Source organism: Aestuariivirga litoralis, from assembly GCF_015714715.1.
GTDB lineage: Bacteria > Pseudomonadota > Alphaproteobacteria > Rhizobiales > Aestuariivirgaceae > Aestuariivirga > Aestuariivirga litoralis_A.
This window is the reverse complement of the sequence record NZ_WAHS01000001.1, coordinates 234233-258249: the sequence shown is the minus strand read 5'-3', so window position 1 is coordinate 258249 and position 24017 is coordinate 234233. Positions and strand designations below refer to the sequence as shown.

The following is a 24017-nucleotide window of genomic DNA, read 5'->3' as shown; positions in this document are numbered from 1 at the left end:
AGACGATTCGTGTTTGGAGAACAGATGCCTGCATCACAACACTTGGAACGCCACAGCACCAACCCGCTTGACCGGGTGGAGCAATTAGCTGAGGCCCGCAGCTGGCGCATGGACCGCACCAATGACCATGAAGTGGTGATGCTGGTGGGCGGCAGTTGGTCTGATCTCAACATCTCTCTCACTTGGCGCGATGATATGGAGAGCCTGCACTTCGCCTGCACGCTGGATCTCAAAGTACCCGCCGCCCGCCGCCTGGAAGTGACGCGGCTTCTAAACCTCATCAACGCGCAATTGCTGCATGGCCATTTTGATCTGTGGGAAGATGGCTCGATCCTGTATCGCGATGCCCTGCTTCTGGCCGGCGGTGCCGAAGTCAACGAAGCCCAATGCGAGACATTGATCCGCGCTGGCGTTGACGCCACACATAGCTATTATCCCGCCGTGAACTTTGTCATCTGGGCAGGGCAGCCCGCCGAAAAGGCGCTGCAAAACGCCCTGCTCGAAACCATGGGGGAAGCATGAGCCTCAAACTGAATGGCACGCTGGTATTGCTCGGTTGCGGCAAGATGGGTGGCGCCATGCTGGAAGGCTGGCTGAAGGGCGGCGCTGATCCGGCCCATATCGTGGCGCTTGATCCGAGGCCAGCCCCCGAAGTGGTGGAGTGGCTCGCCAAGCAAAAAGTGCGCCTCAATCCGCCGATCGCCGACATCAAGGATGCGCAGGTTCTCGTCATTGCGGTGAAGCCGCAGATGATGAGCGAGGCCTTGCCGCCGCTTGCCCCTCTGGCAAAATCCAAACCGCTGGTGCTTTCAGTCGCAGCGGGCAAAACCATCGCCACTTTTGAAGCTGCCTTCGGCGCTGATGCCAGCGTCATCCGCACCATTCCGAACACGCCCGCCGCCATCGGCCGCGGCATCACCGCCATGGTCGGCAACGCGCATGTTTCGCCTGCCCAAATGCAATTGGCTGAAGCCCTGCTCTCTTCCACCGGCGAAGTGGTGAAGGTGGACAATGAAGAGGCGATTGATTTCGTCACCGCCGTCTCTGGCTCCGGCCCGGCTTATGTATTTCTGCTGGCAGAAGTTCTGGCCTCGGCTGGAGAGAAGCTCGGCCTCTCAAAGGAACTCTCCACCCAACTCGCACGCGCCACGGTTTCTGGCGCTGGTGAATTGATGCGCCAGTCGGGCACCGACGCAGCCGTGCTGCGCCAGAACGTGACCTCGCCGAACGGCACCACCTATGCCGCCCTGCAGGTTCTTATGGCTGATGATAGTGGCATGAAGCCGCTGATGGAAAAGGCCGTGGCCGCCGCTGCCGCCCGCTCCAAGGAACTCGCCAAGTGAGTGAGCCCATCAGCTTTGCTGATTTCGAAAAGGTCGATATCCGCATCGGCACAATTGTGGGCGTCGAGCCCTTTCCGGAGGCCCGCAAACCAGCCTTCAAATTGAAGATCGATTTCGGCGATACCTTGGGTGTGAAGAAATCCTCCGCCCAGATCACCAAACATTATACGCCCGAAACCCTGATGGGCCGGCAAGTGGCCGCGGTGGTCAACTTCCCCCCGCGACAGATCGGGCCCTTCATGTCCGAAGTCTTGACCCTCGGCTTCCCCGATGACGGCGGCGGCGTGGTGCTGATCGGGCCGTCGCTTGCAGTCCCCAATGGCGGGAAACTTTTCTAAAGGCCCAGCTTTTGTCATAAAGCAGTGAGAGGGAGCCATTCATCATGGAACCGATCAACTCACTTGCCGAACTTGAAGCGCTGTACCAGCCGCTGCCCACCCTCGCCTCGACCGCGAAGGAAGCAAGCTTTGTCACGCCGCATTATCGCAAGCTGATCGAGGCTTCACCCTTTGTTGCCATCGCCACCGCAGGTCTTGGCGGGCTGGATTGCAGCCCGCGCGGTGATGCGGGCGCCGTTGTGCGGGTGATCGACGAACATACATTGGCCCTGCCTGACCGGCGCGGCAACAACCGCATCGACTCGCTGCGCAACATCCTGATCGATCCGCGCGTGGCGCTGCTGTTCCTCCTGCCCGGCAGCGGCACCACCTTCCGCGTCAACGGTACGGCGATGCTTACGGCTGATACGGATCTCTGCGCCTCCTTCGAAATGGAAGGCAAACGCCCGCGCACCGTGATGGTGATCAAGGTTGAGGCCTGTTACTTCCAATGCGCCCGCGCCGTGATCCGCGCTGGCCTTTGGGATGAGATGAAGCATATCCCCAAGGATGCACTGCCGACCGCCGGTGAGATCCTCGACGAGTTGACCCAGCACGGCATCGACGCCAAAGCCTATGACGATGAATGGCCGGGACGCGCCGCCAAGACGATGTGGTAGCCTAGAACGGCACCCGGATCGTGACGCGCAGCCCACCAATCGGGCTGTCGCCCAGCGCAATGTCGCCGCCATGGGCCTGCGCAATATCAAGCGCGATGGCAAGGCCGAGGCCTGAGCCGGAATGATCGAGATTGCGCGCTTCATCCAAACGCGTGAACGGCTTGAACGCCTCCTCGCGCAGATGCGGCGGGATGCCAGGCCCGTCATCATCGACATAAAGCCAGAGCCTGTCATCAAACGCTTCGCCTGAAATCTGCACATGCTTGGCAAAGCGCTGCGCATTGGAGGTCACATTGCCTAGCAACCGGCGGAAGGCATTGGGCTTCACCATGATCATCAGATCAGGCAGCGTTTTCACTTCCACAACAGCACCACCACGCGCGATGGCCGCCACCACGCTTTGCACCAGTTCAGGCACCCGGAAGGAAGCCGCCTGCTCGCCGCCATCACCGCGCACAAAGGCCATGTAGTCTTCCAGCATATGCTGCATTTCATTCACGTCTTCATGCAAAGCCACGGTTTTCGGGCCCTTGCCGAACACCGCGAGCTGCAGTTTAAACCGCGTGAGGATGGTGCGCAGATCGTGGCTGACACCGGCGAGCAGAGTCGTGCGCTGCTCCACATGCCGTGCAATGCGGCGCTGCATGTCGAGGAAGGCTTCACCCGCCAGCCGCACTTCCGAAGCGCCTTCCGGTTTAAAACTTGCCGTATCACGCCCCTTGCCGAAAGCTTGTGCCGCCGCCGTCAAATCCAGGATCGGCTTGATCTGGTTGCGCATGAACACCACGGCAATCGCCATAAAAACAAGCGTGGAAAGCGCCATAAACAACAGCAGCAGAGGCGTACCCACCGCCTGAGCGCGGTTTTCGTCAACGCTGATCACAAAGGTCATATCGGGTGCGACCTGCACATGGACAGCCACACGGCCAGACGAGTCACGCGCATCCACCACGAAGGGCTTGTCGAGGTCTTCGGCCAGAAAGGCATTGATCTTGCGGTCGATGACGGCCAGCACCGGCTCCGGCTTTGCCGTGGGCAGCGTGGTTCCCGGCTCTGCCTTGAACTGCATGTTCAAGGACTGTTCCGCATAGTCCTTCACCCGTGCGATGGCGGCGGGGCTCTTGTCGGAATCCTCGTAGAGCTTCACGATCAAGGCCGTTTCGTAAGCGAGCGTGCGCGACAGCACATTGGCCACATTGTCGAGATAGCGCGACACCAACACCACCGCGAACAGGATATTGAGCAGCACCACCGGCGTGATCATGATGGTCAGCGCGCGCCGGTAAAGATCACGGGGCGCATAGGCCTCAAGCAGCGCGTTCAGCCGGTCGTAAAGGCTGGTTCCCTCAGCCATCAGCGCCCCGTGACCAAGGCATAGCCGCGCCCACGAATGGTTTGCAGAAACCGAGGGGCGGAAGGCTCATCTTCGATTTTCTGCCGCAGCCGGTTGATCTGCACATCGACTTTGCGGGTGGCCTCAGCGCTCTGCCCGCCGGCCAGCGTATCACGCGAAACAGCTTCGCCATTGGCTTCGATCAGCAGGCGCAGAATGTCACGCTCGCCCGAAGTGAGCTTGATGATCTCGTTCTGCTTTTTAAGCTCGCCCATCTGCCGGTTGAAAACATAATCCCCGAAGGCCGCCTCGGCGGCTTCACTGGCACCACGTTTGGCCCGGCGCAAAAGCTTCTGCAGGCGCAGCAGCAGTTCCTCCGGCTCGAAAGGCTTGGCCAGATAATCATCGCTGCCGGTTGAAAGCCCCGCAATGCGATCCTGTGCGCCGGAGAGCGCTGACAACATCAGCACCGGGATTTCACCCTTGTCCTCGCGCAGGCGCTTCAGGAAAGAGAGACCCGTCTCGCCGGGCATCATCACATCCAGGATCAGTGCGTCGAAATCCAGGCCCTGCATCATGGTGCGCGCCGCAGAGGCCGAAGCCGCCGTGGTGACGCGGTAGCCCTCGCCCACCAGAAAGTCCTTCAGCAGCGCACGGAGGCGCGCATCGTCATCCACCACCATGACATGCGGCAGATCAACCATCAGCTTTGGGCCCAGACACGGTCTTTTGCGCCATGTCCTGGTTTTCCGGATTGATCAGATGCACCAGCATGGCGCGGAACTGTTCAGGCGGCAGGCCGGTCTCTGCGCAGGCGCGTTCAAACCGTTCCACTTGCGGCGCCATCAATTCCTTGCGCAGCCCTTCGCCCGAGGGCGTGAGGAACAACAAACGCTGACGGCGGTCTTCAGCGCCTTCCTTCTGGAACACATACCCCTTGTCGATCAGCTCTTTCAGAACCCGCGCCAGGCTCTGCTTGGTGATCTGCAGAATGTCGAGCAGCCCCGCCACGGTAAGGCCCGGATTGCGGCCGACGAAATGGATGACCCGGTGATGGGCGCGGCCAAAGCCCAGCCCTTCCAGATGATGATCCGGATCAGCCACAAAATCGCGGTAGGCAAAGAACAGCAATTCCACCAGGGAAACGGCATTGCTCCTATGCGTTACATTTATGTCAGCCATATTGACATATATTCCAGTCGTGTTAGCGTCGACTCTTCTCTATCTGATTTCGTTACAAAGCAAAAACACTCCGGAGGAATACCATGTCGATCATCCCATTTGACCAGCGCGAAGGCTCTCTCTGGTTCAATGGCGAGATTGTGCCGTGGAAGGATGCCAAGGTCCATGTGCTGACTCATGGCCTGCATTACGGCTCCTCCGTTTTTGAAGGCGAACGCGCCTACAAGGGCAAGATCTTCAAGTCCAAGGAACATACCGAGCGTTTCCGCAAGTCGGCCAATATCCTCGATTTCGACCTGCCCTTCACCGATGCCGAAATCATCGCGGCCAAGGATGCCGTGGTGAAGGCCAATGGCGGCGGCGACCAATATGTGCGCCCGGTTGCCTTCCGCGGTTCGGAAATGATGGCCGTCTCGGCCCAGCACAACAAGATCCATGTGGCCATCGCCACCTGGGATTGGCCTTCCATGTTCGATCCCGAAACCAAGATGAAGGGCATCCGCCTCGACATCGCTGATTATCGCAGGCCCGATCCGGCGTGTGCTCCGGTTCATGCCAAGGCCGCCGGCCTCTACATGATCTGCACCATCTCCAAGCACAAGGCCGAGAAGAAGGGCTATGCCGATGCCATGATGCTGGACTGGCAGGGCCGCGTAGCCGAATGCACCGGCGCCAACATCTTCTTCACCAAGGATGGCGAGCTGCATACCCCGATTGCCGATTGCTTCCTCAACGGCATCACAAGACAAACGGTAATCGAAGTGGCTAAGGGCCAGGGCATGACAGTGAATGAGCGCCGCATCATGCCGGAAGAACTTGCGAGCTTTAACGAGTGCTTCATCGTGGGCTCGGCTGCCGAAGTAACGCCGGTGTCAGAAGTCGGCCCGTACAAGTTCACGCCCGGCAATATGAGCCGCACGCTGATGGATACCTATTCCAACTACGCGCGGGCTTGATTCATGCTTCGCCCTTCCTCCTCTGGGGGAAGGTGCCCGAAGGGCGGATGAGGGTCTTTCAGCCCTTCCGCTCGTAGATCACGGCAGACTTGTCCTCATACATCTTCTGCCATTCCGGCATTAAAGCCAGATTGGCATTGCGCGGGTCAGACGGCGGGAAAATCGTCCAGCCAATCGAAGTGTCGCTGAGGATTTCCGCAAGTGCAGCCCCACCCGTGCTGTCGCCGCTGTCCAAATACTGCTTCATGAAATCGCCGAGGAACAATTGCTCGGCCCTGCCATCCACATAGGTCCTGATGCCAGACAGGATCAGCGGCCCGCCCAGATTGTAGTCATTGAACACATTCTTCTGCAAAGCCGTATCAGCGGCGCGGTGCTTTTCGACAAAGGCGAGAGCGCCGGTGATTGCCGTCTTGTCCGGTGGCACCACACGATCCTTCATCAACAGATAGCCGCAGCCCGCAACGAACAGCACACTGGCAATTCCAGCAATCGCACTCGCCTTGCCACCCACAAAACTTTCCAGCCCATCGCGCGGGCGCTTGAGCCAGTTGGTAAGCGACACAACGGGGACTGCCTCGGCAATCTCCGGCAGCAGCACCACCGGCACGCTGAGGAAGAACACATAGATGAAGCGCACGTGCGACAGCACCATGTGAAAAGCCATCAGCGTGAACAGGATCTGGCCGATGGTGAATTTCGCCCGCGCCTTGAGCAGCAGGAAAAAGGCCAGCATGAAGCCCAGTTCCATCACCGAATTTTCCGGCGCGGTGAAAGGCGCCCATTCCGAAATGCGGCTCATCACATCCAGCCCGCCAGCCAGCGCCAGCGCAATCACATAGGGCTGGATAAAGTATGGATTGATCAGCGTGACCAGCACGCTCAAGACCAAATATGCGAGCCACTTAATGATGGTGCGGCGATCAGAAAACCGCGCGCGCTCGATGTAATCAATGAAGGCACACCCTGCGATCACAAAGGCAATGGAGAAGCTGCCATGCAGGTTGGTCCACAGCACCGTGAGCAGCAGGGTCCAGAACGGCGGCGCGCGGCGCAAGCGGGCAGCATCAAACAGCAGGATCGCCAGGCCAGTGGCAACCGGGAAAGTGAGAATATGCGGCCTGGCCACCATCACCCCCTGCACCACAAACACGCTGAGGATCACCAACGCTGCGGCATAGACCGGCTGAATGTCACGCGTGGCGCGCGCGTAAATCAGCCACGCGGTGAAGCTGACGGCGGCGGCGGAGAGGATCAGTGGACCCGCCCAACCCGCGGCTGCATAGACAAAGGCGAAAATCACCTGAGACAGCCATTCCTTGGCAATCCAGGGCTTTCCGTCATGCGTGTAGGAGAATGTATCGACCTGCGGTACATGGCCGGTCTCAATCATCACTTGCCCGCTGCGGATATGCCACCAGAGGTCAGGCTCGCGCAGCAGCCAGGCGACATGCGAGCTGACATAGGCAAACACCGCCAGAGCCAACACGGCGCCCAGCGCCATCACGAACCCCCGGCCCTGCCCGGTTGCAAAAGTCATCTGGTACGCCTGCGAAGAATCATAGCTGGCATGTTTATCACGCGAAGGCCTTGGCAAGAATGCCGCCAGCAACTAGCCTCAGGCGAAAAGAGGGAAATCATGACCAGCCTTGACACCAAACTTGCCCGCATCCGCTCCGGCAAATACAAACCCACCGACTTCATCATCGCCGATGCCAAGGATGGCGATATGGGTTTTGGCCGCGCCGCACCCGGCCCGCACCGCGAGCATGACCGCCTAAAAACCAAGGCTGAATATTTGGCCGCGATGACCGAGATGACCAAATCCGGCCTTGTCGATATCATGCTGGTCTCGGCCTCAGTGGCCGAGCGCCTGCAGAAGGAAAAGGCTTTCCTCAAGACCAAAGTGACCCCTGCCATCCGCCTGAATGACACGACCGATATCTGGTCGCACCGTGGCGGCTCCTACAAGGAAACCCCGTCGCAGCCGTTCCGCTCGGCGCGTTTGAAAGAGGCTCGCAAGTTCGCTGATCTTGGCCTTTATTCAGTGACTTACAGCAACAACGTCAACCACGATGTGAGGACGCAGCTGGCCTATGCGGAGTTTCGCGAGGAAGCCAAGGCCGTGAAAATGCGGCACTTCCTCGAAGTGTTCAATCCGGCATTTGACATTGGTCTGCGCGGTGCTGATCTTGGCACCTTCATCAATGATTGCATCGTGCGCACCCTGGCCGGCGTGACCTCCTCGGAATATCCCACCTTCCTCAAGATGCAATATAACGGCGCCAAGGCGATGGAAGAATTGGCCAGCTATGACCCCGGCCATCTGATCGTCGGCATTCTGGGCGGCGCACGCGGCACCACGCGCGATACGTTTGAGCTGGCCTCGCAATCGGAAAAGCATGGCGGCCGTGTCGCCCTGTTCGGCCGCAAGATCAACTTCGCCGAAAGCCCGGTGAAGTTGGTCGAACTGATGCGCGCTGTGGTGGAAAATGACCTGACCACGGCTGAAGCCGTGAAGGCCTATCACGACCACCTCTCCAAGAATCGCCTGACGCCGGACAGGCCTTTGGCCGCCGATATCGAGATCACCGATCCGGTCTTGAAGGTCTGATCCATGCAGCGCAGCGGTATTCTCTGCGGTGGCGCGTGGTGCGGAGACCGCAACGTCACCGTTGATCATTGGCCGTCGCAGGAAACTGTGGCGACTATTCTTGGCAGTTCCGATTTTGGCGGCTGCCCCGGTCATAACATGTCCACCGCATTGAAGCGGCTGGGAGCACCTTTCCAGGTTGAGGCTCAGGGCTTGGTAGGCAATGACGAGTTCGGCCATTTGCTCTGGCGCATCTGCGACGAGTTGGGCATTGCACGGGAAGCTTTGGAGATGCGGGACGGCATCGCAACCTCGGTAACTTACGCGATGACTGACCAGCGCACCGGCAAACGCACCCACTTTCATGAACCGGGCGCCTTCAAAGTGCAAAGCCCGGATGATTTTGACTTCACCAAGACCACCTGCCGCATTGCGCATCTGGGCCTCCCCGGTCTGCAGCCCGTTCTTGACGGGCCGTGGAAAGGCGACGCATCCGGCTGGGTGACAGTGCTGAAAAAAGCGAAGGCCGCGGGCCTCAAGACCAATATGGAACTGGTCAGCGTGGAGCGTAAAAAAGTCCACGCCGTGGCCACATCCTTCCTGCCCTTCCTCGATACGATCATCATCAATGACGAAGAGGCGGGTGCCATTGCGCAAATGGATACTGTGGCAGATGGAGTGACGAACATCGAAGGCTGCCGCGCCGCCGCACAAAAGATCATGGCGGCGTTCACCAATCTTGAGATGCTGGTCATCCATTTTCCAATGGGCGGGATTGTGCTGATGCGCAATGGCGACACGGCGGAACATGCTTCCGTCAAGGTGCCGCAGGATCAGATATTGGGCAGCAATGGCGCGGGCGATTGCTTTGCTGCAGGCATGCTGTTTGGCCATCACGAGAATTGGCCGATCCAGCAAAGCCTGAAACTGGCCCATGCTTCGGCGGCCATGTCCCTGCGCTCACCCAACACCACAGCTTCCGTCGTACCGTGGAAAGAATGCCTGACGCAGGCCGACAGCTGGGGCTGGCGCGGTTAGTCTAAGGCGTTTCTGCTCCGGATTTTGAGGCGAGCGTCTCGATCAGCCGCGTCACCGCACGCGGCGGCACTTCGCGCATCTCGCCAGACTCAAGATCGCCCAGATCGAACGGGCCGTATTTTGTGCGGATCAGCCGGTTCACCACGCCTCCAAAATGCTGGACCAGCCGGCGGATTTCGCGGTTCTTGCCCTCGGTCAGGACCACGCGGTACCAGCTGTTGGATCGCCCGCCCTTGTCTTCCTCTTCCTCGAACTGCGCGCCACGATAGCGAAGGCCATCGATTGTCACGCCGCGCGCCAGTTCGGCCAATTGCCTTGCATCAAACCGCCCACGAATACGCACCCGGTAGTGACGCTCCAGCGCATTGGCCGGCGACATCATGGCCTGCGCCAAGCCGCCATCATCAGACAACACCAGCAGGCCTTCGGAATTCACATCGAGACGGCCGACTGTCATCAACCGTGGCAGGCCCGGTTTCTGGAATGCGGGCAAATCAAACACCATGGCGCGCCCCTTGTGGTCGCGCGTGGTGACCAGAACATCCAGCGGCTTGTTCAGCAGGAAGACGCGCGGCAAATCACGCTTGGCCGGCGAAATGGCTGCACCGTCGAAAGTGACTTGGTCGCCCTCTTCCACGGGCGTGGTCGCCACAGCTAGCGCGCCATTCACCTTAATGCGGCCCTGCTCCACCAGCCTTTCAGCCTCGCGCCGCGACCCTACACCGGCCTGCTGGAGAAAAACGTTGAGCCGCATCAGCCGCCTGTCACGGGCGGGAAGAACGCCACTTCATGCGCGCCCGCAAGCGAGGCATCAAGTGCGACATGTTTCTGGTTGATCGCCACTTTCAAGCGGCGTTGATCAGCAAACGCCTCGGCGATCCGCTCATCGCGGGCTTTAAGGAAATCAATCAGCTGCGGCACATGCGTCACATCGCCTGGCAGTTCAAGCTGGTCCTCGCCGCGCCCGATCAATTGCCGGAAGCGGGCGAAATAGAGAATCTTCATTCCCCATCCACCACATGGCGCAAGCCGGCGCGGAAATAATCGTAGCCCGTATAGAGCGTCAGCGCCGCGGCAATCCACAGCATCACAATACCGGCTTTGGTGAAGCCCGGGATCAGCACATCGCCCGCCGGACCCGCAATCAGCATGCCAATCGCAATGAGCTGCACTGTGGTTTTCCACTTGGCAATCTTTGTGACGGGAACTGATACCCGCAGCTCGCCCAAAAATTCGCGCAGGCCCGATACCAGAACCTCGCGCGCCGTGATGATGAAGGCCGCCCACAAATGCCCGCCGGAAAGAACCCCATCCGCCGCCAGCACGATCAGCACCACTGACACCAACACCTTGTCGGCAATCGGGTCCAGCATGCGGCCCAAAGCCGATTGCTGCTGCCAGATGCGCGCCAGATAACCGTCAAAAAAATCAGTAATGGCCGCAATGATGTAAACGACCAGCGCCACCCAGCGTGCCGCCTCGCCGCCATACATCAGCAGACCCGCGATGATCGGCACGGCCAGGATGCGCGCATAGGTCAGCATATTCGGCAGATACCAAACTTTTCCGCCCTTGGTGTTTTGCCTAATCACTTGCTCAGCCATTTATTAGTTTCCTGGGTGAAAATGATCGAAAATGGCTTGCGCCAAAGTCTCGCTCACACCTTCCACCGCCGCCAAATCTGACACATTGGCCCGTGCCACAGCTTTGGCCGAACCGAAGCTCATGAGCAAGGCTTTCTTGCGCGTGGGACCTATGCCCTGAATCTCATCCAGAGGGTTAATGCCAATGGCCCGCGAACGCCTTGCCCGGTGCGACCCGATGACGAAACGATGCGCCTCGTCACGCAGCCGCTGGATATAATAAAGCACCGGATCGCGTCCCTCGAGCATGAAGGAGCCGCGGCCTTCCATATAGAAATGCTCACGCCCCGCATCCCTGTCCGGCCCCTTGGCCACGCCAGCCACCGGCAATGTGTGCAGCCCCAAATCCTGCAGCACGGCCTTCACCGCCGAGAGCTGCCCCTGCCCGCCATCGATCAGCAACAGATCGGGCCAGTGGCTCGAATCTTCATCTTCCTGCTCATCACCATGTTCCTTCAACAGCCGCGTAAACCGCCGTGTCAGCATTTCGCGCATCATGCCGAAATCGTCACCTTTCACGGATTCTGCATCCATGTTGAACTTGCGGTATTGCGCCTTGATGAAGCCCTCCGGCCCCGCCACGATCATCGCACCCACGGCATGGGCACCCTGGATATGGCTGTTATCATAAACCTCGATGCGGCGCGGCGTTGCGGGCAGGTCAAAGACCTTGGCCACCCCTTCCAGCAGTTTGCCTTGCGTTGACGTCTCCGCCATGCGCCGGCCATTGGCCTCACGCGCATTAATCACCGCATAATCAATCAGCGCCTTTTTCTCGCCCCGCTGTGGCACAAGGATTTCAACTTTGTATCCGGCATGCTGGGTGAACGCCTCCTCGACAAGGGCCTGCTCCTCCACCGGATGAGACAGCAGGATCTGCTCTGGCAGCGGCTTGTCATCGTAAAACTGCGTAAGGAAACTGGACATGACTTCCATCTCCTCCACCGACTTGTCGGCCTTCGGAAAGTAAGCGCGCGTGCCCCAGTTCTGCCCGGCGCGAATGAAGAACACCTGGATGCAATATTGCCCGCCCTCATGCGCAAGCCCGAACACATCCGCCTCATCAATGCCCTGCGGGTTGATGCCTTGCGTTTGGGTGACGAAGCTCAGCGCGTGAATGCGGTCGCGCAGCCGCGCGGCATCCTCGAATTCCATCGCTTCCGCCGCCGCTTCCATCTCGCGGCCCAGCTGCGCCTTCACTTCCGTGCTCTTACCCGTGAGAAAGCCCTCGGCCTCTTTCACCAGCTCATCATAGGCCGGCTTCTGGATGTAGCCCACGCAAGGTGCCGAGCAGCGCTTGATTTGGTAAAGAAGGCAAGGCCGCGTGCGATTGGCATAAACACTGTCATTGCAACTGCGCAGCAGAAACGCCTTCTGCATCGTGTTGATCGCATTGTTCACAGCACCCGCCGAAGCAAATGGGCCGTAATAACTGCCCTTGCGGTTGCGTGCGCCACGATGCTTGGCCAGCTGGGCAATCTCATGATCCTTGGCGATCAGGATATAGGGAAAGCTTTTGTCGTCGCGCAGGATGACGTTGAATTTCGGCTTCAGCTTCTTGATCAGATTTGCTTCAAGCAGCAGCGCTTCCGCCTCAGAAGCTGTGACCACGAATTCCATGTTCCGCGTTAGCGAAATCATCAGCCCGATGCGATTGTTATGGCCAATGCCGCGCGCATAATTTGAAACGCGAGCCTTCAGGTTACGCGCCTTGCCCACATAGATCGCATCGCCCTTGTCATCGAACATGCGGTAAACCCCGGGCTTCGTGGGAAGCCGGGTGACAAAATCACGAATGAGATCGGCCCCAATGAGGGGCGGTGAATCGGACATGGCGGGCATTCTAGCCTATGTGGTGGCGGCTGGTGACAGCTGCAATATGACGCTGGATTATCTCTGAATCCGCTCGATCTCTACCCCGACGCTTCTGGCATTCGGGATGATGTCTGGCTTTTCGACCCTGACCCGCACGGAGAGCACACGCCTGTCGGTGAGGCAGGCTTCGGCGACCTTTTCGGCCATCGTCTCAACCAGGTTGATATGCCCCCTGGCCACGATGGCTTCGACCTTCTTGGCCACGATTTCATAAGACACAACATGGCTGATGTCGTCCGGCAGCGGGCCCGGCTGTTCCTGCACAGAGAGGTCGATATTGACGATGATGCGCTGCGGCTTCTGTTTTTCGATGTCATAGATGCCGATCAGGGCATCAAGCGTGAGATCTTTCACAAACACATGGCGGATGCCCTGGGACTCTCTCATTCACTCACCTCAACCACATCACGCGTTTGCCAGACCAGATGCTGGCCGCCATCGAGAGCAATCATCTGCCCGGTCAGCGCCGGTTGCGACAATATGAATTTCGCCGCCTCCGATATTTCCTTGGGCGACGTGCCGCGCCCCAGAAGCGTCAGGCTTTCCTGCTTGGCAAATTCAGCCTGATCCATGCGCGCGGAAGGCAATGCCGGACCGGGGCCGATGGCATTGACGCGAATGCGCGGTGCCAACGCCTGAGCCAGCGTTTGGGTCGCGGTCCACAAGCCCGCCTTCGAAAGTGTGTAAGAGAAAAACCGCGGATTGAGCTTCCACACCCGCTGGTCGGTGATGTTGATAATATTGCCCTTCATGTCGGCCGGCAATTGGCGCGCAAATTCCTGCGCCAGCATGACGGGCGCACGCAGGTTGATATCCATGTGGCGTTGCCAGCTGGTCGTCGAGATCTTGCCGACCTCGTCACCCTCAAAAATCGAAGCGCTGTTGATCAGCCCTTCCAGCGGCCCGAGTTCAGCTGTCGCAGCATTGATCAAACGTTCCGCAATATCTTCATCGGCCAGATCACCCTTCACCAAGGCCACCCTGCGGCCCATCGCCTTGATCAGCCCGGCCACCTCCGACGCGTCTGATTTCGACGTGCCGTAGTGAACCGCAATGTCGTGGCCTGCTTCGGCCAAATCCAAGGCCAATTGCCGCCCGATGCGTTTTCCCGCACCGGTGATGAGAATGCCGCTCATTCTTCAACGTCTTTCGGCGGCAACAGAATAACGTAGTGTTTCTTCACCTTACGCACCGTTTCCCAGGTTCCCTTGAAACCTGCCGGAATGATGAAGGCGTCACCCTTGCCCAGTGTCCAGCTCTTGCCGTCTTCGCGCGTGAGGATCGCTTCGCCTTGGATGAAATGGCAGAATTCCCATTCGGTGTAATCGACATTCACAATGCCCTTGGCGCTTTCCCAGATGCCGCAATAGAGCCTGTCATCCTCGCCGGTGAAATGGTTCCAAGTCTGGGTCACGGCATTGCCGCTCACCAGTTTCTCAGGCGTAGGCTTGGCAACCTCTACCTTGGGCGCACCTTCGCCACTGGTTTTCATGATGATCAGATCAACACTCATACTTTTTGGCTTTCCACAAAATTCAACAATTCATCGCGCGTGGCCTTGAAGTCGCTGGCGACCCAATGCGCTTCGGCCTGTTTTAGCACTTGCCCCAGATCAGGCCCCGGCCCAAAGCCCTTGGCCAGCAGGTCCTTGCCTGAAATGGGCAGGCTTGGCACGGGCCAATCGTCGGGCAACTTCAACAATTTGCTCCAGGCTTTGTCGGCCTTGCCAGCACGGCCCTTGGCCCAGGACAATTGCACCGCATCCCGCCAAGCCTGCACGCCCATCTCATAAAGCTTGGCACGCGCCTCTTTCGCCGTGAAATCGGATTTGAGTTCAGGCGAAGCCATCAGGCCTTCAATGCGCTGCGCTTCATCATTCGAGAGTCGCAATTTCTCTTTCAGCGTTGAAGGTGCCGATGCGATGGCGAACAGCCGCAACACCGGATCAGGGCTTAAGCGCTTTATCACACGCCATTGATCAGTATACGGAACAATATGCTTGAGGATGCCGGCCTTGGCCATGATCTCCAGCGCTTCCGCCGCGCGCGGCGCAGCCAGCAGCTTGAATAATTCCTGCCTGATGCGTTCAGCCGAAAGCCCATCCAGCCCCGCCTTGTGCTTCTTGCAGGCGGCCAAACCGGCGCGGTCAGGCGCGCCTTTTGCGTAGGCGGCAAAGAAGCGGAAGAAGCGCAGGATGCGCAAATAATCCTCGGTGATCCGCTGCGTGGCCTCACCCACGAACCTCACGCGGCGCTTCAGGATATCAGTATAACCATCAGTAAAATCATAGATTTTACCCTTGCGATCCAGATACAGCGCATTGATGGTGAAGTCACGGCGGCTGGCATCTTCGGCAAAGTTGTTGGTGAAAGCCACATGCGCATGGCGGCCATCCGTCTCCACATCGCGGCGCAAAGTCGTCACCTCGAACGTCGCCCCACGCGCCACCACAGTGACCGTGCCGTGATCAATCCCAGTCGGATGCACACCAAAGCCTGCACCCTTGGCCATCTGTGTTACGTCCTGCGGTACAAACGTAGTGGCAAGGTCAACATCGGCAATCGGCATTCCCAGCAGCGCGTTGCGCACGGCACCGCCGGCGATTCTCGTTTCACCACCACGGTTGAGAATGGCCAGCAGCGATTGCAGCCTTGGCTCATTCAGCCATTTGGCTTTGGAAAGATCAGGCAGCTTGCGGGTAGAGCTGGTCATGCAGGTTTCTTATCATGCCCGCAGTCGCCCCCCAAATGAAGCGCTGATGAAACTGATACACATAATAATGGCGCTTCAGGCCCTTCCATTCGCGGCCATCACGTTTGCAATTGGCCGGGTCCATCAGGAATGACAACGGCACTTCAAATGCCTCGTCCACCTCATCCTGCTGCAAGCTGAGCGTGAAGCCGGGCTGCACCAGCGCCACAACCGGCGTCACAACATAATTCGTCACCGTGAGATACGGCGGCAGAAAGCCCAGCACCGCGCTGAAATCCGGTTCAAGCCCAATCTCTTCCTGCGCCTCACGCAGTGCGGCCTGCACCGCTGTTTCGCCCGCATCCACGCGCCCGCCTGGAAAGGCGATCTGGCCTGGATGCTTGGCTAATCCGCTGTGCCGTTGGGTGAGCAATACTGTAGGTTCATCGCGCGTGACGACGGCCACCAGCACAGCGGCGGGCGTGGGTTCCACACCTTCGGGGATCATTGGCAGGGAGGCATTGAGATCATCATCGCTGCTTTTCCAACCCTGCGGTGCTTGCGCCAGCAAATGCGTCTTGGCGCGGGCGAGAAAATCCTCAAAACTGAACATCAGCGATTTTCTTCATCGGAAAAAACTGCCCGGAAGACCAGACGCCGAACCATTCATCCTCTTCTGCACCCAGCGCCACCAGATCATAAAACAGCGCCCGCGAGACCAAGGCTTCGAGATTACGCCGGACCATAACGTAAGGTTTCAAGCCACCCGTTTGTGCTTCATCGGCAAAGCGCAAGGGATGCTCCGCTGAAACGGCCACCTCTTCTTCCACCTGCGTCTCGAGGAGAATGATCTGCTCACGCCCCTCGCCCGTAACCCTCATGCGCACCGCCGTAAACGGCGCGTCATCGACCACGATTCCGCATTTCTCGACGGGGGTGACAAGATAATATTTCCCGTCATCATCCAGCCGCAATATCGAAGAAAAAAGCTTCACCAATGGCAATCTGCCAATCGGAGAATTCATGTAATGCCACAGCCCATCGGCCCCGATCCGCATCGGAATATCGCCACAAAAAGGCGGGTTCCAGAGATGCACTGGCGGCGGCCCCTTGGCCTTGGCCAGCTCGTTCAGACCCTTGATCGGTTCACTCGCGGAAGACATGTGAATTCTCTATAACTAATTTCTGAGTCGGAAACTAAGGCAAACGCACGGAAAATTTGATGGCAAAAACCAAAGCAGGCGACCTCGATTTAGCATCCGACAAGCTGACGGCAGCAAAAAAGGCGCTTGGCGCCATTGTTTTCGGCCAGGACAGTGTGATCGAGGAGGCGCTGATCGCCATACTGGCGGGTGGGCACGGCTTGATCGTCGGCGCACCCGGCCTCGCCAAAACCAAACTGGCCGCCGCGCTCGGCACCGTGCTGGGCCTTTCCGAAAAACGCATCCAGTTCACCCCTGATCTGATGCCCGCTGATATTATCGGTTCCGAAATCCTCGACCAGGACGACAAGGGCAAGCGTGCCTTCCGCTTTGTGCCCGGCCCGGTTTTCTCGCAACTGGTGATGGCGGATGAAATCAACCGCGCCTCGCCCCGCACGCAGTCGGCCTTGCTGCAGGCCATGCAGGAACATGCTGTCACCGTGGCGGGCGTGCGCCATGTTCTGCCTGAACCGTTCCATGTTCTGGCCACCCAGAACCCGATTGAGCAGGAAGGCACTTATCCGCTGCCGGAAGCCCAGCTTGACCGTTTCCTGCTGCAGATCGACATTAGTTATCCATTGCTGGAAGCCGAACGCCAGATGCTGTTCGCCACCACCGGCAATGCCGAGAACGTGGCGCAGCAGGTGATGACCTCCGATGAACTGGCCGCCATCCAACGCCTGGTCCGCGATGTCCCGGTAGGTGAGCAGGTCACAGCAGCCATCCTCAATGTGGTGCGCGCCGCGCGCCCGGGTGTTGGCTCTGCCGCTTTCATCAATGAAGCCGTGGCCTGGGGGCCCTCGCCCCGCGCCGCCCAGAGCCTGATGCTCTGTGCCAAGGCGCGTGCGCTTCTGCAGGGTCGCCTGTCACCTTCGGTGGAAGATGTGCTGGCTCTGGCACAACCCGTACTGAAGCACCGCATGGCGCTGAACTTTGCAGCGCGTGCCGATGGCGTCACACTCCCGAGCGTCATTTCCAAGCTGGCCCAAAGCCTGACGTGAGTGCAGACAAACAACAGATCGAACTGAAGGCCCGCCGTCTCGGCAATGCATTGCCGCCGCTGGTGGTCGAGGCTGAGCGCATCGCCGCCAACGTGATGATGGGCAATCACGGCCTGCGCCGCGCCGGCCCCGGCGAAACCTTCTGGGCCTTTCGCCCCTATAGTGCCGGAGACAGCGCCCAGCGCATCGACTGGCGGCAAAGTGCCAAGAGCCAGGACACTCTGATCCGCGAGCGCGAATGGGAGGTGGCCAACACGCTGTGGCTCTGGGTGAACCGCGGCCCGAGGATGAATTTCAAATCGCATCTGGCGCGCGACACCAAGGCCCATCAGGCCAAGTTGCTGGGCCTGGCGATGGCCGTGCTGGCTTTGCGTGCGCATGAGCGGGTGGGCCTGCTGGGTTCGCCCGAACGCGCCTCCAGCGGCCGCCACATGCTGGAGAAACTTGCCTCTGGTCTGGAGCGTGCAAATGAAGATGCACTGCCTTTGCCGGGCACTTTGCAGCGTGCGTCCACAGCACTTCTCATTTCCGATTTCCTCGATGAGCCGGACGCCATCGCCAAATCATTGAGCCAGATCGCTGCCACCGGCACGCGCGGATTGTTGGTGCAAGTCACCGATCCTGCCGAGGAGACATTACCCTGGGAAGGCCGCGCCGATTTCATCGGGCTGGATGCGCCACTGCGCTACAAGGCCAACAAGGTGCAATCGCTGCGCGAAGATTATGCCAAAGCATTTCTGGATCAACGCAACGCGGTGAAGGCTGCCGCCACGCGGCTCGGCTTCTCCTTCCTACTCCACCGGACGGATCAACCCTTGGCGCAAACCGTGCTCGCCCTCTATCAGCGCCTAGGCCCGTCATGAGCGGGTTTTTCCAGACGCTGTTGTTTGAACAACCGCTTGCCCTTTGGGCACTTCTTGCGCTGCCGGCGATCTGGTGGCTGCTGCGCACCATTCCGCCGCGCCCGAAGCAACTCGCTTTTCCGCCTTTGCGCATTCTGCTCGGGTTGCGCGAAAAAGAGCAAACGTCTGACACCATGCCCTGGTGGCTGCTTCTGCTGCGCCTGCTGATCGCGGCGCTGATCATCCTCGCGATAGCACATCCGTTTACAAGGAAGAGCCACGTCCTCTCCTCCGGCACCGGTCCCTTGGCGCTGGTGATCGATGATAGCTGGGCCGCCGCCAAGGACTGGCCGCAGCGCCAGGACGCGGCGCTGAGCATTCTAGGAGAAGCGCCCTCACGCGTAATCTACCTGATCGGCAGCAGCAATCCGGAAGCGCCGACCGGCATCAATGCGGATGATGCAGCCAAACGGATAAGAGCCTGGATGCCCAAAGCGCTGAATGGCGATAGGCCAAAGGCGCTCGATCTGTTCAAGGGCCTGAACCCGGCTCCCTCTGAAATTGTCTGGCTCACCGACGGACTAGATGAAGGCAGTGCCTCGGCATTTTCCGCTGGATTGAACGCGATTGCCACGACGCAAACTGTGAAGCTGCCACTCAGCCCGCCGCCTTTGGCATTGGGTCAGCCGAAGGCGGCGCGCGGTGAAATCCAGATTGATGTGCTGCGCGGCGACGGTGCGGAAAACACCGCGACCGTGCAAGCTCTTTCCGGTGATGGCCGCGTGCTGGCGGAAGACAAGCTGACCTTTGATCGGGCCCTACAGAAGCAGGCCCATATCGTGCTGCCGGTGGAGCTGCGCAACGCTGTGCAAAGCCTCGTCATCAAGGATCAATACCACGCCGGTGCGCATGCGCTGCTCGATGACAGCTGGCGCCGCAAGACGGTGGCCATCATGTCCGGTGCCTCCACCGATGGCGACCAGCCCTTGCTCTCCTCCAGCCACTATCTGGAAACAGCCCTTGCTGCGACGGCGGAATTGCAGCCTTTGCAAACCAGCGCCGATCTGACGGCGGCGCTGGATCAAGGCCTCTCCATGCTCATACTCGATGACATCGGCGCTTTGCCGCAGGCCGATCATGATGCAGTAGCTGCCTGGCTCGACAAGGGCGGACTTCTGGTGCGCTTCGCTGGCCCCAGGCTCGCCGCCAATGCCGATGATCTTCTGCCGGTGAAGCTGCGCGAGGGTGACCGCAATCTGGGTTCGTCCCTCTCCTGGGAAACGCCGCAAACCATCAAGCCCTTTGCCGAGATCAGCCCGCTGGCTGGCATCGAGGTGGATGACAAGGCCACCATTTCGCGCCAGCTGCTGGCGGAGCCTGATGTGGATTTGACCGCCAAGACCTGGGCCAGCCTGGCCGATGGCACACCGCTGATCACTTCCGCCAAACGCGGCCAAGGCCGCATCGTGCTGTTTCATGTGACCGCCAATGCCGATTGGTCCAACCTGCCACTCTCCGGCAGCTTCGAGAAAATCATGCAGCGCCTGGGCGAATTGGCGCCTGCCGCTGGCGATCCGAAATCTGGTTCCGCAGGCGCAGGCACAACCGAGGGCGATTTCGCGCCGCATCTGCTGCTCACCGGCACAGGCGATTTGGCCAGCCCCACCGCCGATGTGAAAAGCATCGCGCAGAAAGATATCGGGGCCGCAGTGGCCTCATCCCAAACACCAGCAGGTCTCTATGCCCGTGCCCTGCAAACCCGCGCCGTGAACTTGAAGATTGCTCCAAACGATGTAGCTCCGATGCCCGCCACGCTGGATGTGAAGGTTTTGCAAACCGGCGACATCACCAGCTATGCCACCTTGATCTGGGCCGCTGCCGCCCTGCTCTATCTGCTGGATGGTTTGGCAGCACTTTTCCTCGGCGGGCATCTGGCGCGCAAATCAGCGATGTTGCTGCTGCCCTTGGCGCTCCTCTTCCTGCCAACTTCACCCGACACGGCACGCGCTGCAGGCGACGAAGTGGCGATGCAGGCCGCTGCCCTGCAAACCCGGCTGGCCTATGTGAAAACCGGCGAGGCCGATGTCGATCAGGAATCCGATGCCGGGCTGAAGGGCCTCACTGCTGTAGTCAACCTGCGCACTTCTGCCGTGCTTGCCGATCCTGTCTCTGTTGATATCGAAACGGATGAGTTGGTCTTCTATCCCCTGCTCTATTGGCCGGTGAGTGCCGCTGCTTCGCCCCCCAGCGCCAAGGCGCTTGAGCGCATTGCTGCCTACATGAAAAACGGCGGCACGATTTTCTTTGACCTGCGCGAACCCACATCGGATTTCTCCAATGGTGGCGCATCGGAAGCTTTGCGCAAAATCCTGGCGGGCATAGATGTGCCGCCGCTGCAGCCGGTGCCGGAAGGCCACGCGCTGACCAAGAGCTTCTACCTGCTGAAGGAATTCCCCGGCCGCTATGAAGGTGGCAATCTGTGGGTGGAAACCCAGGATGACCCGACAACATCGGGCTTTGACAATGTCTCCGGCCTGCTCATCGGCTCCAATGATTATGCTGCCGCCTGGGCCACGGATGAAAACGGCGAGCCGCACTACGCCATGATCCCCGATGCGCCGCGCCAGCAGGAATTCGCGCTGCGCGTGGGCGTCAACGTGGTCATGTACGTGCTGACCGGCAATTATAAAACCGACCAGGTGCATGTGCCTGCCATCCTCGAAAGGCTGGGCCGGCAATGAATGTGAATTTCCTGCCGCTGCTCGCCTGGCCCTGGATCGCTGTTTTTGCAGCGGCGGCTTTGGCGCTGGTGGGCTTCGGATTCTTCGTGCGCGCACGCGGCATGCTGCTGCGCGCGGCCAGTGGTGTCTTGCTGGTTCTGGCGCTGCTCAATCCGGTCATCCATCTCGATGAACGCGAGCCGGTGAAGGACATTGCCCTGCTCGTCGTCGATCATTCCGACAGCCAGAAACTCGGCACACGCCTCGCCGAAACCGACAATGCCGTCGAGGCACTAAAGAAACGCATCGAGGAAATCGGCAACACCGAATTGCGCATTGCCACCGTCACCTCAGGCACCGCACAGGGCGGCGGCACGCGGGGCTTCGCGGCGCTGAACCGCGCTCTAGGCGATGTTCCACAGAGCCGTTTTGCCGGCGCGATCTTCCTCACCGATGGCGAAATCCATGACGTGCCGGAAGGCAAAGCGCTGGCACAATTGCCCAGCCCTATCCATGGCCTGATCAGCGGCGCCAAGACCGAGAGCGACCGCAAGCTGGTAATCGACCACGCGCCGGAATTCACGCTGGTCGGCCAATCCGCCAAGATTTCCTTCCATGTCGAAGACCAGGGCGGCACTGGTGCGGGCGTTCCCATTACCCTCACACAGAGCGGTGTCGAACCCAAGAAACTCATCGTCAGCCCCAGCGCTGCGGCCGAAGTGGATGTCGATATCAGCCACGCCGGCAAGAATTTCATCTCGCTCTCCGCCGAGCTGCGGCCCGGAGAAATTTCCTCCGCCAACAATACTGATCTCACCACCATCAACGGCATCCGCGACCGCTTACGTGTGCTGCTCGTGTCCGGCCAGCCCAATCCCGGCGAACGCACGTGGCGCAACTTGTTGAAGGCCGATTCTGCTGTTGATCTTGTTCACTTCACCATTCTGCGCCCGCCCGAAAAGCAGGATGGCACGCCAGTGAGCGAGCTTTCGCTGATCCCCTTCCCGACCAAGGAATTGTTCATCGATAAACTCGACAAGTTCGATCTGGTGATTTTCGACCGTTATCAGCGTGAAGTGATCCTGCCAGATGACTACATCGCCAACATTGCCGACTATGTGAAAAAGGGTGGCGCCTTGCTGGTGGCCTCCGGTCCTGATTTTGCCGAGCCGGATGGCTTGGCCTCAACACCGCTGGGCGATGTGCTGGCGGCGCAGCCTGTCGGTAGCGTGACGGAAGTACCCTTCAAGCCGCTGCTCACCGAATTGGGCGAACGCCATCCCGTAACTCAAACGTTGAAGGGTGCCAGCCGCACCGATCCCAAATGGGGCAAGTGGTTCCGCATCATTGATGCCACCCCGGCCACCGATGACGGCAGCACGCAAGCCTTGATGCAGGGCCCGGACAACAAGCCGCTGCTGGTGCTACGCCATGTCGAGGAAGGCCGCGTGGCACAAATTCTGTCGGATCAGGGTTGGCTCTGGGCGCGCGGCTATGATGGCGGTGGGCCGGAGGCTGAAATGCTCAAGCGCATCGCCCATTGGCTGATGAAGGAACCGGAGCTGGAAGAGGAGCGCCTGGCCGCGCACGCGCAAGACAATGACATCATCATTGACCGCTATGGCCTGGGCGATGACTACAAAAAGGTCGAGGCCAACTCACCGTCCGCCAAGATTCATGATGTGCCATTGATCAAAGTTGGCCCCGGCCATTTCCAGGGCCGCTTCACGCCGGATGAGCCCGGCCTCTATCTGCTGCGCGATGGCAAGCTGGAAGCGGTGGCCGGTGCAGGCAATGGCGATGCCAAGGAACAGTCTGACCTGCTGGCCACCACCAAGAAGCTGGAACCTGTCGCTGCGGCAACCGGCGGCGGCGTGTCGTGGCTGGCCGATGGCCTGCCAAGGCTTTCCAAGCAGTCCCCCGGATCAAGCTATGCAGGTGCAGGCTGGATGAACCTCAAAGCCAATGGCCTCACCCGCACCATCGCGGTGCGTGAATGGGCCCTGTCGACCAGCCTCTTCAGCCTGGCGATCATGCTGCTAGCCGCTAGCCTTATGTGGTGGCGCGAGGGGCGTTGATTTCGTTCCATCGCCAGGGTGGCAGCATCATGCCACTGGCCTTGGCCAGCGCACCATCCGCCAGTTCCATGAACATCAGCCGCTTCGGGTCCAGTGGGCCCGGCAATGTGATTTGGCCCTCTGGCACCTGCCGGAAATCAAACCGCGCGTAATAGGGCGGATCGCCGACCAGCAGCACCAGCTCATGCCCCTTGGGCCTGGCGCGTGCCAATCCTTCGGTGATCAGTGCCCGGCCAATGCCCATATTCTGCCGTTCCGGATGCACCGCCAAGGGCCCCAGCAGCAGCGCGGGTGTCATTTCCGCCCCGATGGCTACCGGCCAGAAACTGATGGCGCCCATCAGACCCAATTGCCGGTCACGCATCACCAACGACAGGCCGGGCACCGGTGTGTTGCCCAAGCGCAATTGATAGGAAGTCTTGGCAATGCGGTTCAGGCCAAAGGCCAGGTCCAGCAAATGCTCAATGGCGGGAGCGTCTTGTTCAGTCTGGTCAACAGGAGATTGGGTGAATGTCATCGGGGC

At 59.6% G+C, this 24017-nt stretch carries 26 protein-coding genes; 11 read left to right on the top strand and 15 right to left on the bottom strand.

Translation table 11 applies throughout. The annotated features are described in order from the left end of the window. Positions 1-24 precede the first annotated feature (24 nt). The 4 genes from F8B91_RS01340 to F8B91_RS01325 are packed head-to-tail and all read left to right on the top strand — an operon-like array spanning position 25 to position 2340. Positions 25-522 (top strand): YbjN domain-containing protein, encoded by a 498-nt coding sequence (locus F8B91_RS01340; protein WP_196501922.1) that lies wholly within the window; start codon positions 25-27, stop codon positions 520-522. Continuing rightward, positions 519-1343 (top strand): pyrroline-5-carboxylate reductase, encoded by an 825-nt coding sequence (proC, locus tag F8B91_RS01335; protein WP_196501921.1) that lies wholly within the window; start codon positions 519-521, stop codon positions 1341-1343. Before F8B91_RS01340 ends, proC begins: the two co-directional genes overlap by 4 nt. After that, entirely contained in the window at positions 1340-1681 is a 342-nt protein-coding gene (locus F8B91_RS01330; RefSeq protein WP_196501920.1) for a tRNA-binding protein, read from the top strand. Before proC ends, F8B91_RS01330 begins: the two co-directional genes overlap by 4 nt. 44 nt (positions 1682-1725) lie before the next feature. Then, positions 1726-2340, top strand: coding sequence for a pyridoxamine 5'-phosphate oxidase family protein (locus F8B91_RS01325; RefSeq protein WP_196501919.1), 615 nt, complete (start codon positions 1726-1728; stop codon positions 2338-2340). A gap of 1 nt (position 2341) precedes the next feature. Here F8B91_RS01325 and F8B91_RS01320 read toward each other — a convergent pair whose 3' ends face one another. Genes F8B91_RS01320 through F8B91_RS01310 form a run of 3 tightly spaced genes read right to left on the bottom strand, consistent with a single transcriptional unit; the run spans position 2342 to position 4855 of the window. Next, positions 2342-3694: an ATP-binding protein gene (locus tag F8B91_RS01320; protein ID WP_196501918.1), complete on the bottom strand. Its 1353-nt coding sequence runs from the start codon at positions 3692-3694 to the stop codon at positions 2342-2344. Further along, entirely contained in the window at positions 3694-4377 is a 684-nt protein-coding gene (locus F8B91_RS01315; protein ID WP_196501917.1) for a response regulator, read from the bottom strand. Before F8B91_RS01315 ends, F8B91_RS01320 begins: the two co-directional genes overlap by 1 nt. Beyond that, positions 4370-4855 (bottom strand): MarR family winged helix-turn-helix transcriptional regulator, encoded by a 486-nt coding sequence (locus tag F8B91_RS01310; protein WP_196501916.1) that lies wholly within the window; start codon positions 4853-4855, stop codon positions 4370-4372. The genes F8B91_RS01315 and F8B91_RS01310 overlap by 8 nt, the downstream gene beginning before the upstream one ends. A gap of 83 nt (positions 4856-4938) precedes the next feature. Here F8B91_RS01310 and F8B91_RS01305 point away from each other — a divergent pair, with 83 nt between their 5' ends. Continuing rightward, a complete protein-coding gene (locus tag F8B91_RS01305; protein ID WP_196501915.1) occupies positions 4939-5811 on the top strand; it encodes a branched-chain amino acid aminotransferase in 873 nt (290 codons plus the stop codon). 58 nt (positions 5812-5869) lie between these two features. Here F8B91_RS01305 and F8B91_RS01300 read toward each other — a convergent pair whose 3' ends face one another. Beyond that, positions 5870-7351 carry a hypothetical protein gene (locus F8B91_RS01300; protein ID WP_196501914.1) on the bottom strand — a complete coding sequence of 494 codons (1482 nt, stop codon included), beginning with the start codon at positions 7349-7351 and terminating at the stop codon, positions 5870-5872. A gap of 99 nt (positions 7352-7450) precedes the next feature. Between F8B91_RS01300 and F8B91_RS01295 the strand changes: the two genes are divergently transcribed. Continuing rightward, positions 7451-8425: a hypothetical protein gene (locus tag F8B91_RS01295; protein WP_196501913.1), complete on the top strand. Its 975-nt coding sequence runs from the start codon at positions 7451-7453 to the stop codon at positions 8423-8425. Positions 8426-8428: 3 nt separating this feature from the next. Then, positions 8429-9442 carry a carbohydrate kinase family protein gene (locus F8B91_RS01290; protein WP_196501912.1) on the top strand — a complete coding sequence of 338 codons (1014 nt, stop codon included), beginning with the start codon at positions 8429-8431 and terminating at the stop codon, positions 9440-9442. A 1-nt stretch (position 9443) separates the two neighbouring features. Here F8B91_RS01290 and F8B91_RS01285 read toward each other — a convergent pair whose 3' ends face one another. From F8B91_RS01285 to F8B91_RS01240, 10 genes are read right to left on the bottom strand one after another with little or no spacing between them, the layout of a single operon-like run. Further along, a complete protein-coding gene (locus F8B91_RS01285; RefSeq protein ID WP_196501911.1) occupies positions 9444-10196 on the bottom strand; it encodes a pseudouridine synthase in 753 nt (250 codons plus the stop codon). Next, positions 10196-10447, bottom strand: coding sequence for a molybdopterin converting factor subunit 1 (moaD, locus tag F8B91_RS01280; protein ID WP_196501910.1), 252 nt, complete (start codon positions 10445-10447; stop codon positions 10196-10198). The genes F8B91_RS01285 and moaD overlap by 1 nt, the downstream gene beginning before the upstream one ends. After that, entirely contained in the window at positions 10444-11046 is a 603-nt protein-coding gene (pgsA, locus tag F8B91_RS01275) for a CDP-diacylglycerol--glycerol-3-phosphate 3-phosphatidyltransferase (RefSeq protein WP_196501909.1), read from the bottom strand. The genes moaD and pgsA overlap by 4 nt, the downstream gene beginning before the upstream one ends. Positions 11047-11049: 3 nt before the next feature. After that, positions 11050-12927: an excinuclease ABC subunit UvrC gene (gene uvrC, locus F8B91_RS01270; protein WP_196501908.1), complete on the bottom strand. Its 1878-nt coding sequence runs from the start codon at positions 12925-12927 to the stop codon at positions 11050-11052. Positions 12928-12975: 48 nt separating this feature from the next. After that, positions 12976-13347 (bottom strand): dihydroneopterin aldolase, encoded by a 372-nt coding sequence (gene folB / locus F8B91_RS01265; protein ID WP_196501907.1) that lies wholly within the window; start codon positions 13345-13347, stop codon positions 12976-12978. Further along, positions 13344-14096 carry an SDR family oxidoreductase gene (locus F8B91_RS01260; RefSeq protein WP_196501906.1) on the bottom strand — a complete coding sequence of 251 codons (753 nt, stop codon included), beginning with the start codon at positions 14094-14096 and terminating at the stop codon, positions 13344-13346. The genes folB and F8B91_RS01260 overlap by 4 nt, the downstream gene beginning before the upstream one ends. Further along, the gene (locus F8B91_RS01255; RefSeq protein WP_196501905.1) at positions 14093-14473 is read right to left on the bottom strand and encodes a cupin domain-containing protein; all 381 of its coding nucleotides are present in this window, start codon (positions 14471-14473) and stop codon (positions 14093-14095) included. Before F8B91_RS01255 ends, F8B91_RS01260 begins: the two co-directional genes overlap by 4 nt. Beyond that, complete coding sequence (locus F8B91_RS01250; RefSeq protein ID WP_196501904.1) at positions 14470-15672, bottom strand: CCA tRNA nucleotidyltransferase; 1203 nt, start codon at positions 15670-15672, stop codon at positions 14470-14472. The genes F8B91_RS01255 and F8B91_RS01250 overlap by 4 nt, the downstream gene beginning before the upstream one ends. Beyond that, positions 15644-16264 (bottom strand): CoA pyrophosphatase, encoded by a 621-nt coding sequence (locus tag F8B91_RS01245; protein WP_196501903.1) that lies wholly within the window; start codon positions 16262-16264, stop codon positions 15644-15646. Before F8B91_RS01245 ends, F8B91_RS01250 begins: the two co-directional genes overlap by 29 nt. Continuing rightward, positions 16251-16814 carry a DUF1285 domain-containing protein gene (locus F8B91_RS01240; protein WP_196501902.1) on the bottom strand — a complete coding sequence of 188 codons (564 nt, stop codon included), beginning with the start codon at positions 16812-16814 and terminating at the stop codon, positions 16251-16253. The genes F8B91_RS01245 and F8B91_RS01240 overlap by 14 nt, the downstream gene beginning before the upstream one ends. 59 nt (positions 16815-16873) lie before the next feature. On the opposite strand from F8B91_RS01240, the gene F8B91_RS01235 reads away from it, so the two are divergent. Genes F8B91_RS01235 through F8B91_RS01220 form a run of 4 tightly spaced genes read left to right on the top strand, consistent with a single transcriptional unit; the run spans position 16874 to position 23494 of the window. Beyond that, entirely contained in the window at positions 16874-17854 is a 981-nt protein-coding gene (locus tag F8B91_RS01235) for an AAA family ATPase (protein ID WP_196501901.1), read from the top strand. Then, a complete protein-coding gene (locus tag F8B91_RS01230) occupies positions 17851-18717 on the top strand; it encodes a DUF58 domain-containing protein (protein WP_196501900.1) in 867 nt (288 codons plus the stop codon). The genes F8B91_RS01235 and F8B91_RS01230 overlap by 4 nt, the downstream gene beginning before the upstream one ends. Then, positions 18714-21437 (top strand): DUF4159 domain-containing protein, encoded by a 2724-nt coding sequence (locus tag F8B91_RS01225; RefSeq protein WP_196501899.1) that lies wholly within the window; start codon positions 18714-18716, stop codon positions 21435-21437. Before F8B91_RS01230 ends, F8B91_RS01225 begins: the two co-directional genes overlap by 4 nt. Next, a complete protein-coding gene (locus F8B91_RS01220; RefSeq protein ID WP_196501898.1) occupies positions 21434-23494 on the top strand; it encodes a hypothetical protein in 2061 nt (686 codons plus the stop codon). The genes F8B91_RS01225 and F8B91_RS01220 overlap by 4 nt, the downstream gene beginning before the upstream one ends. Here F8B91_RS01220 and F8B91_RS01215 read toward each other — a convergent pair. After that, a complete protein-coding gene (locus F8B91_RS01215) occupies positions 23469-24011 on the bottom strand; it encodes a GNAT family N-acetyltransferase (RefSeq protein WP_196501897.1) in 543 nt (180 codons plus the stop codon). The two genes, F8B91_RS01220 and F8B91_RS01215, sit on opposite strands and share 26 nt — an antisense overlap. Positions 24012-24017 lie beyond the last annotated feature (6 nt).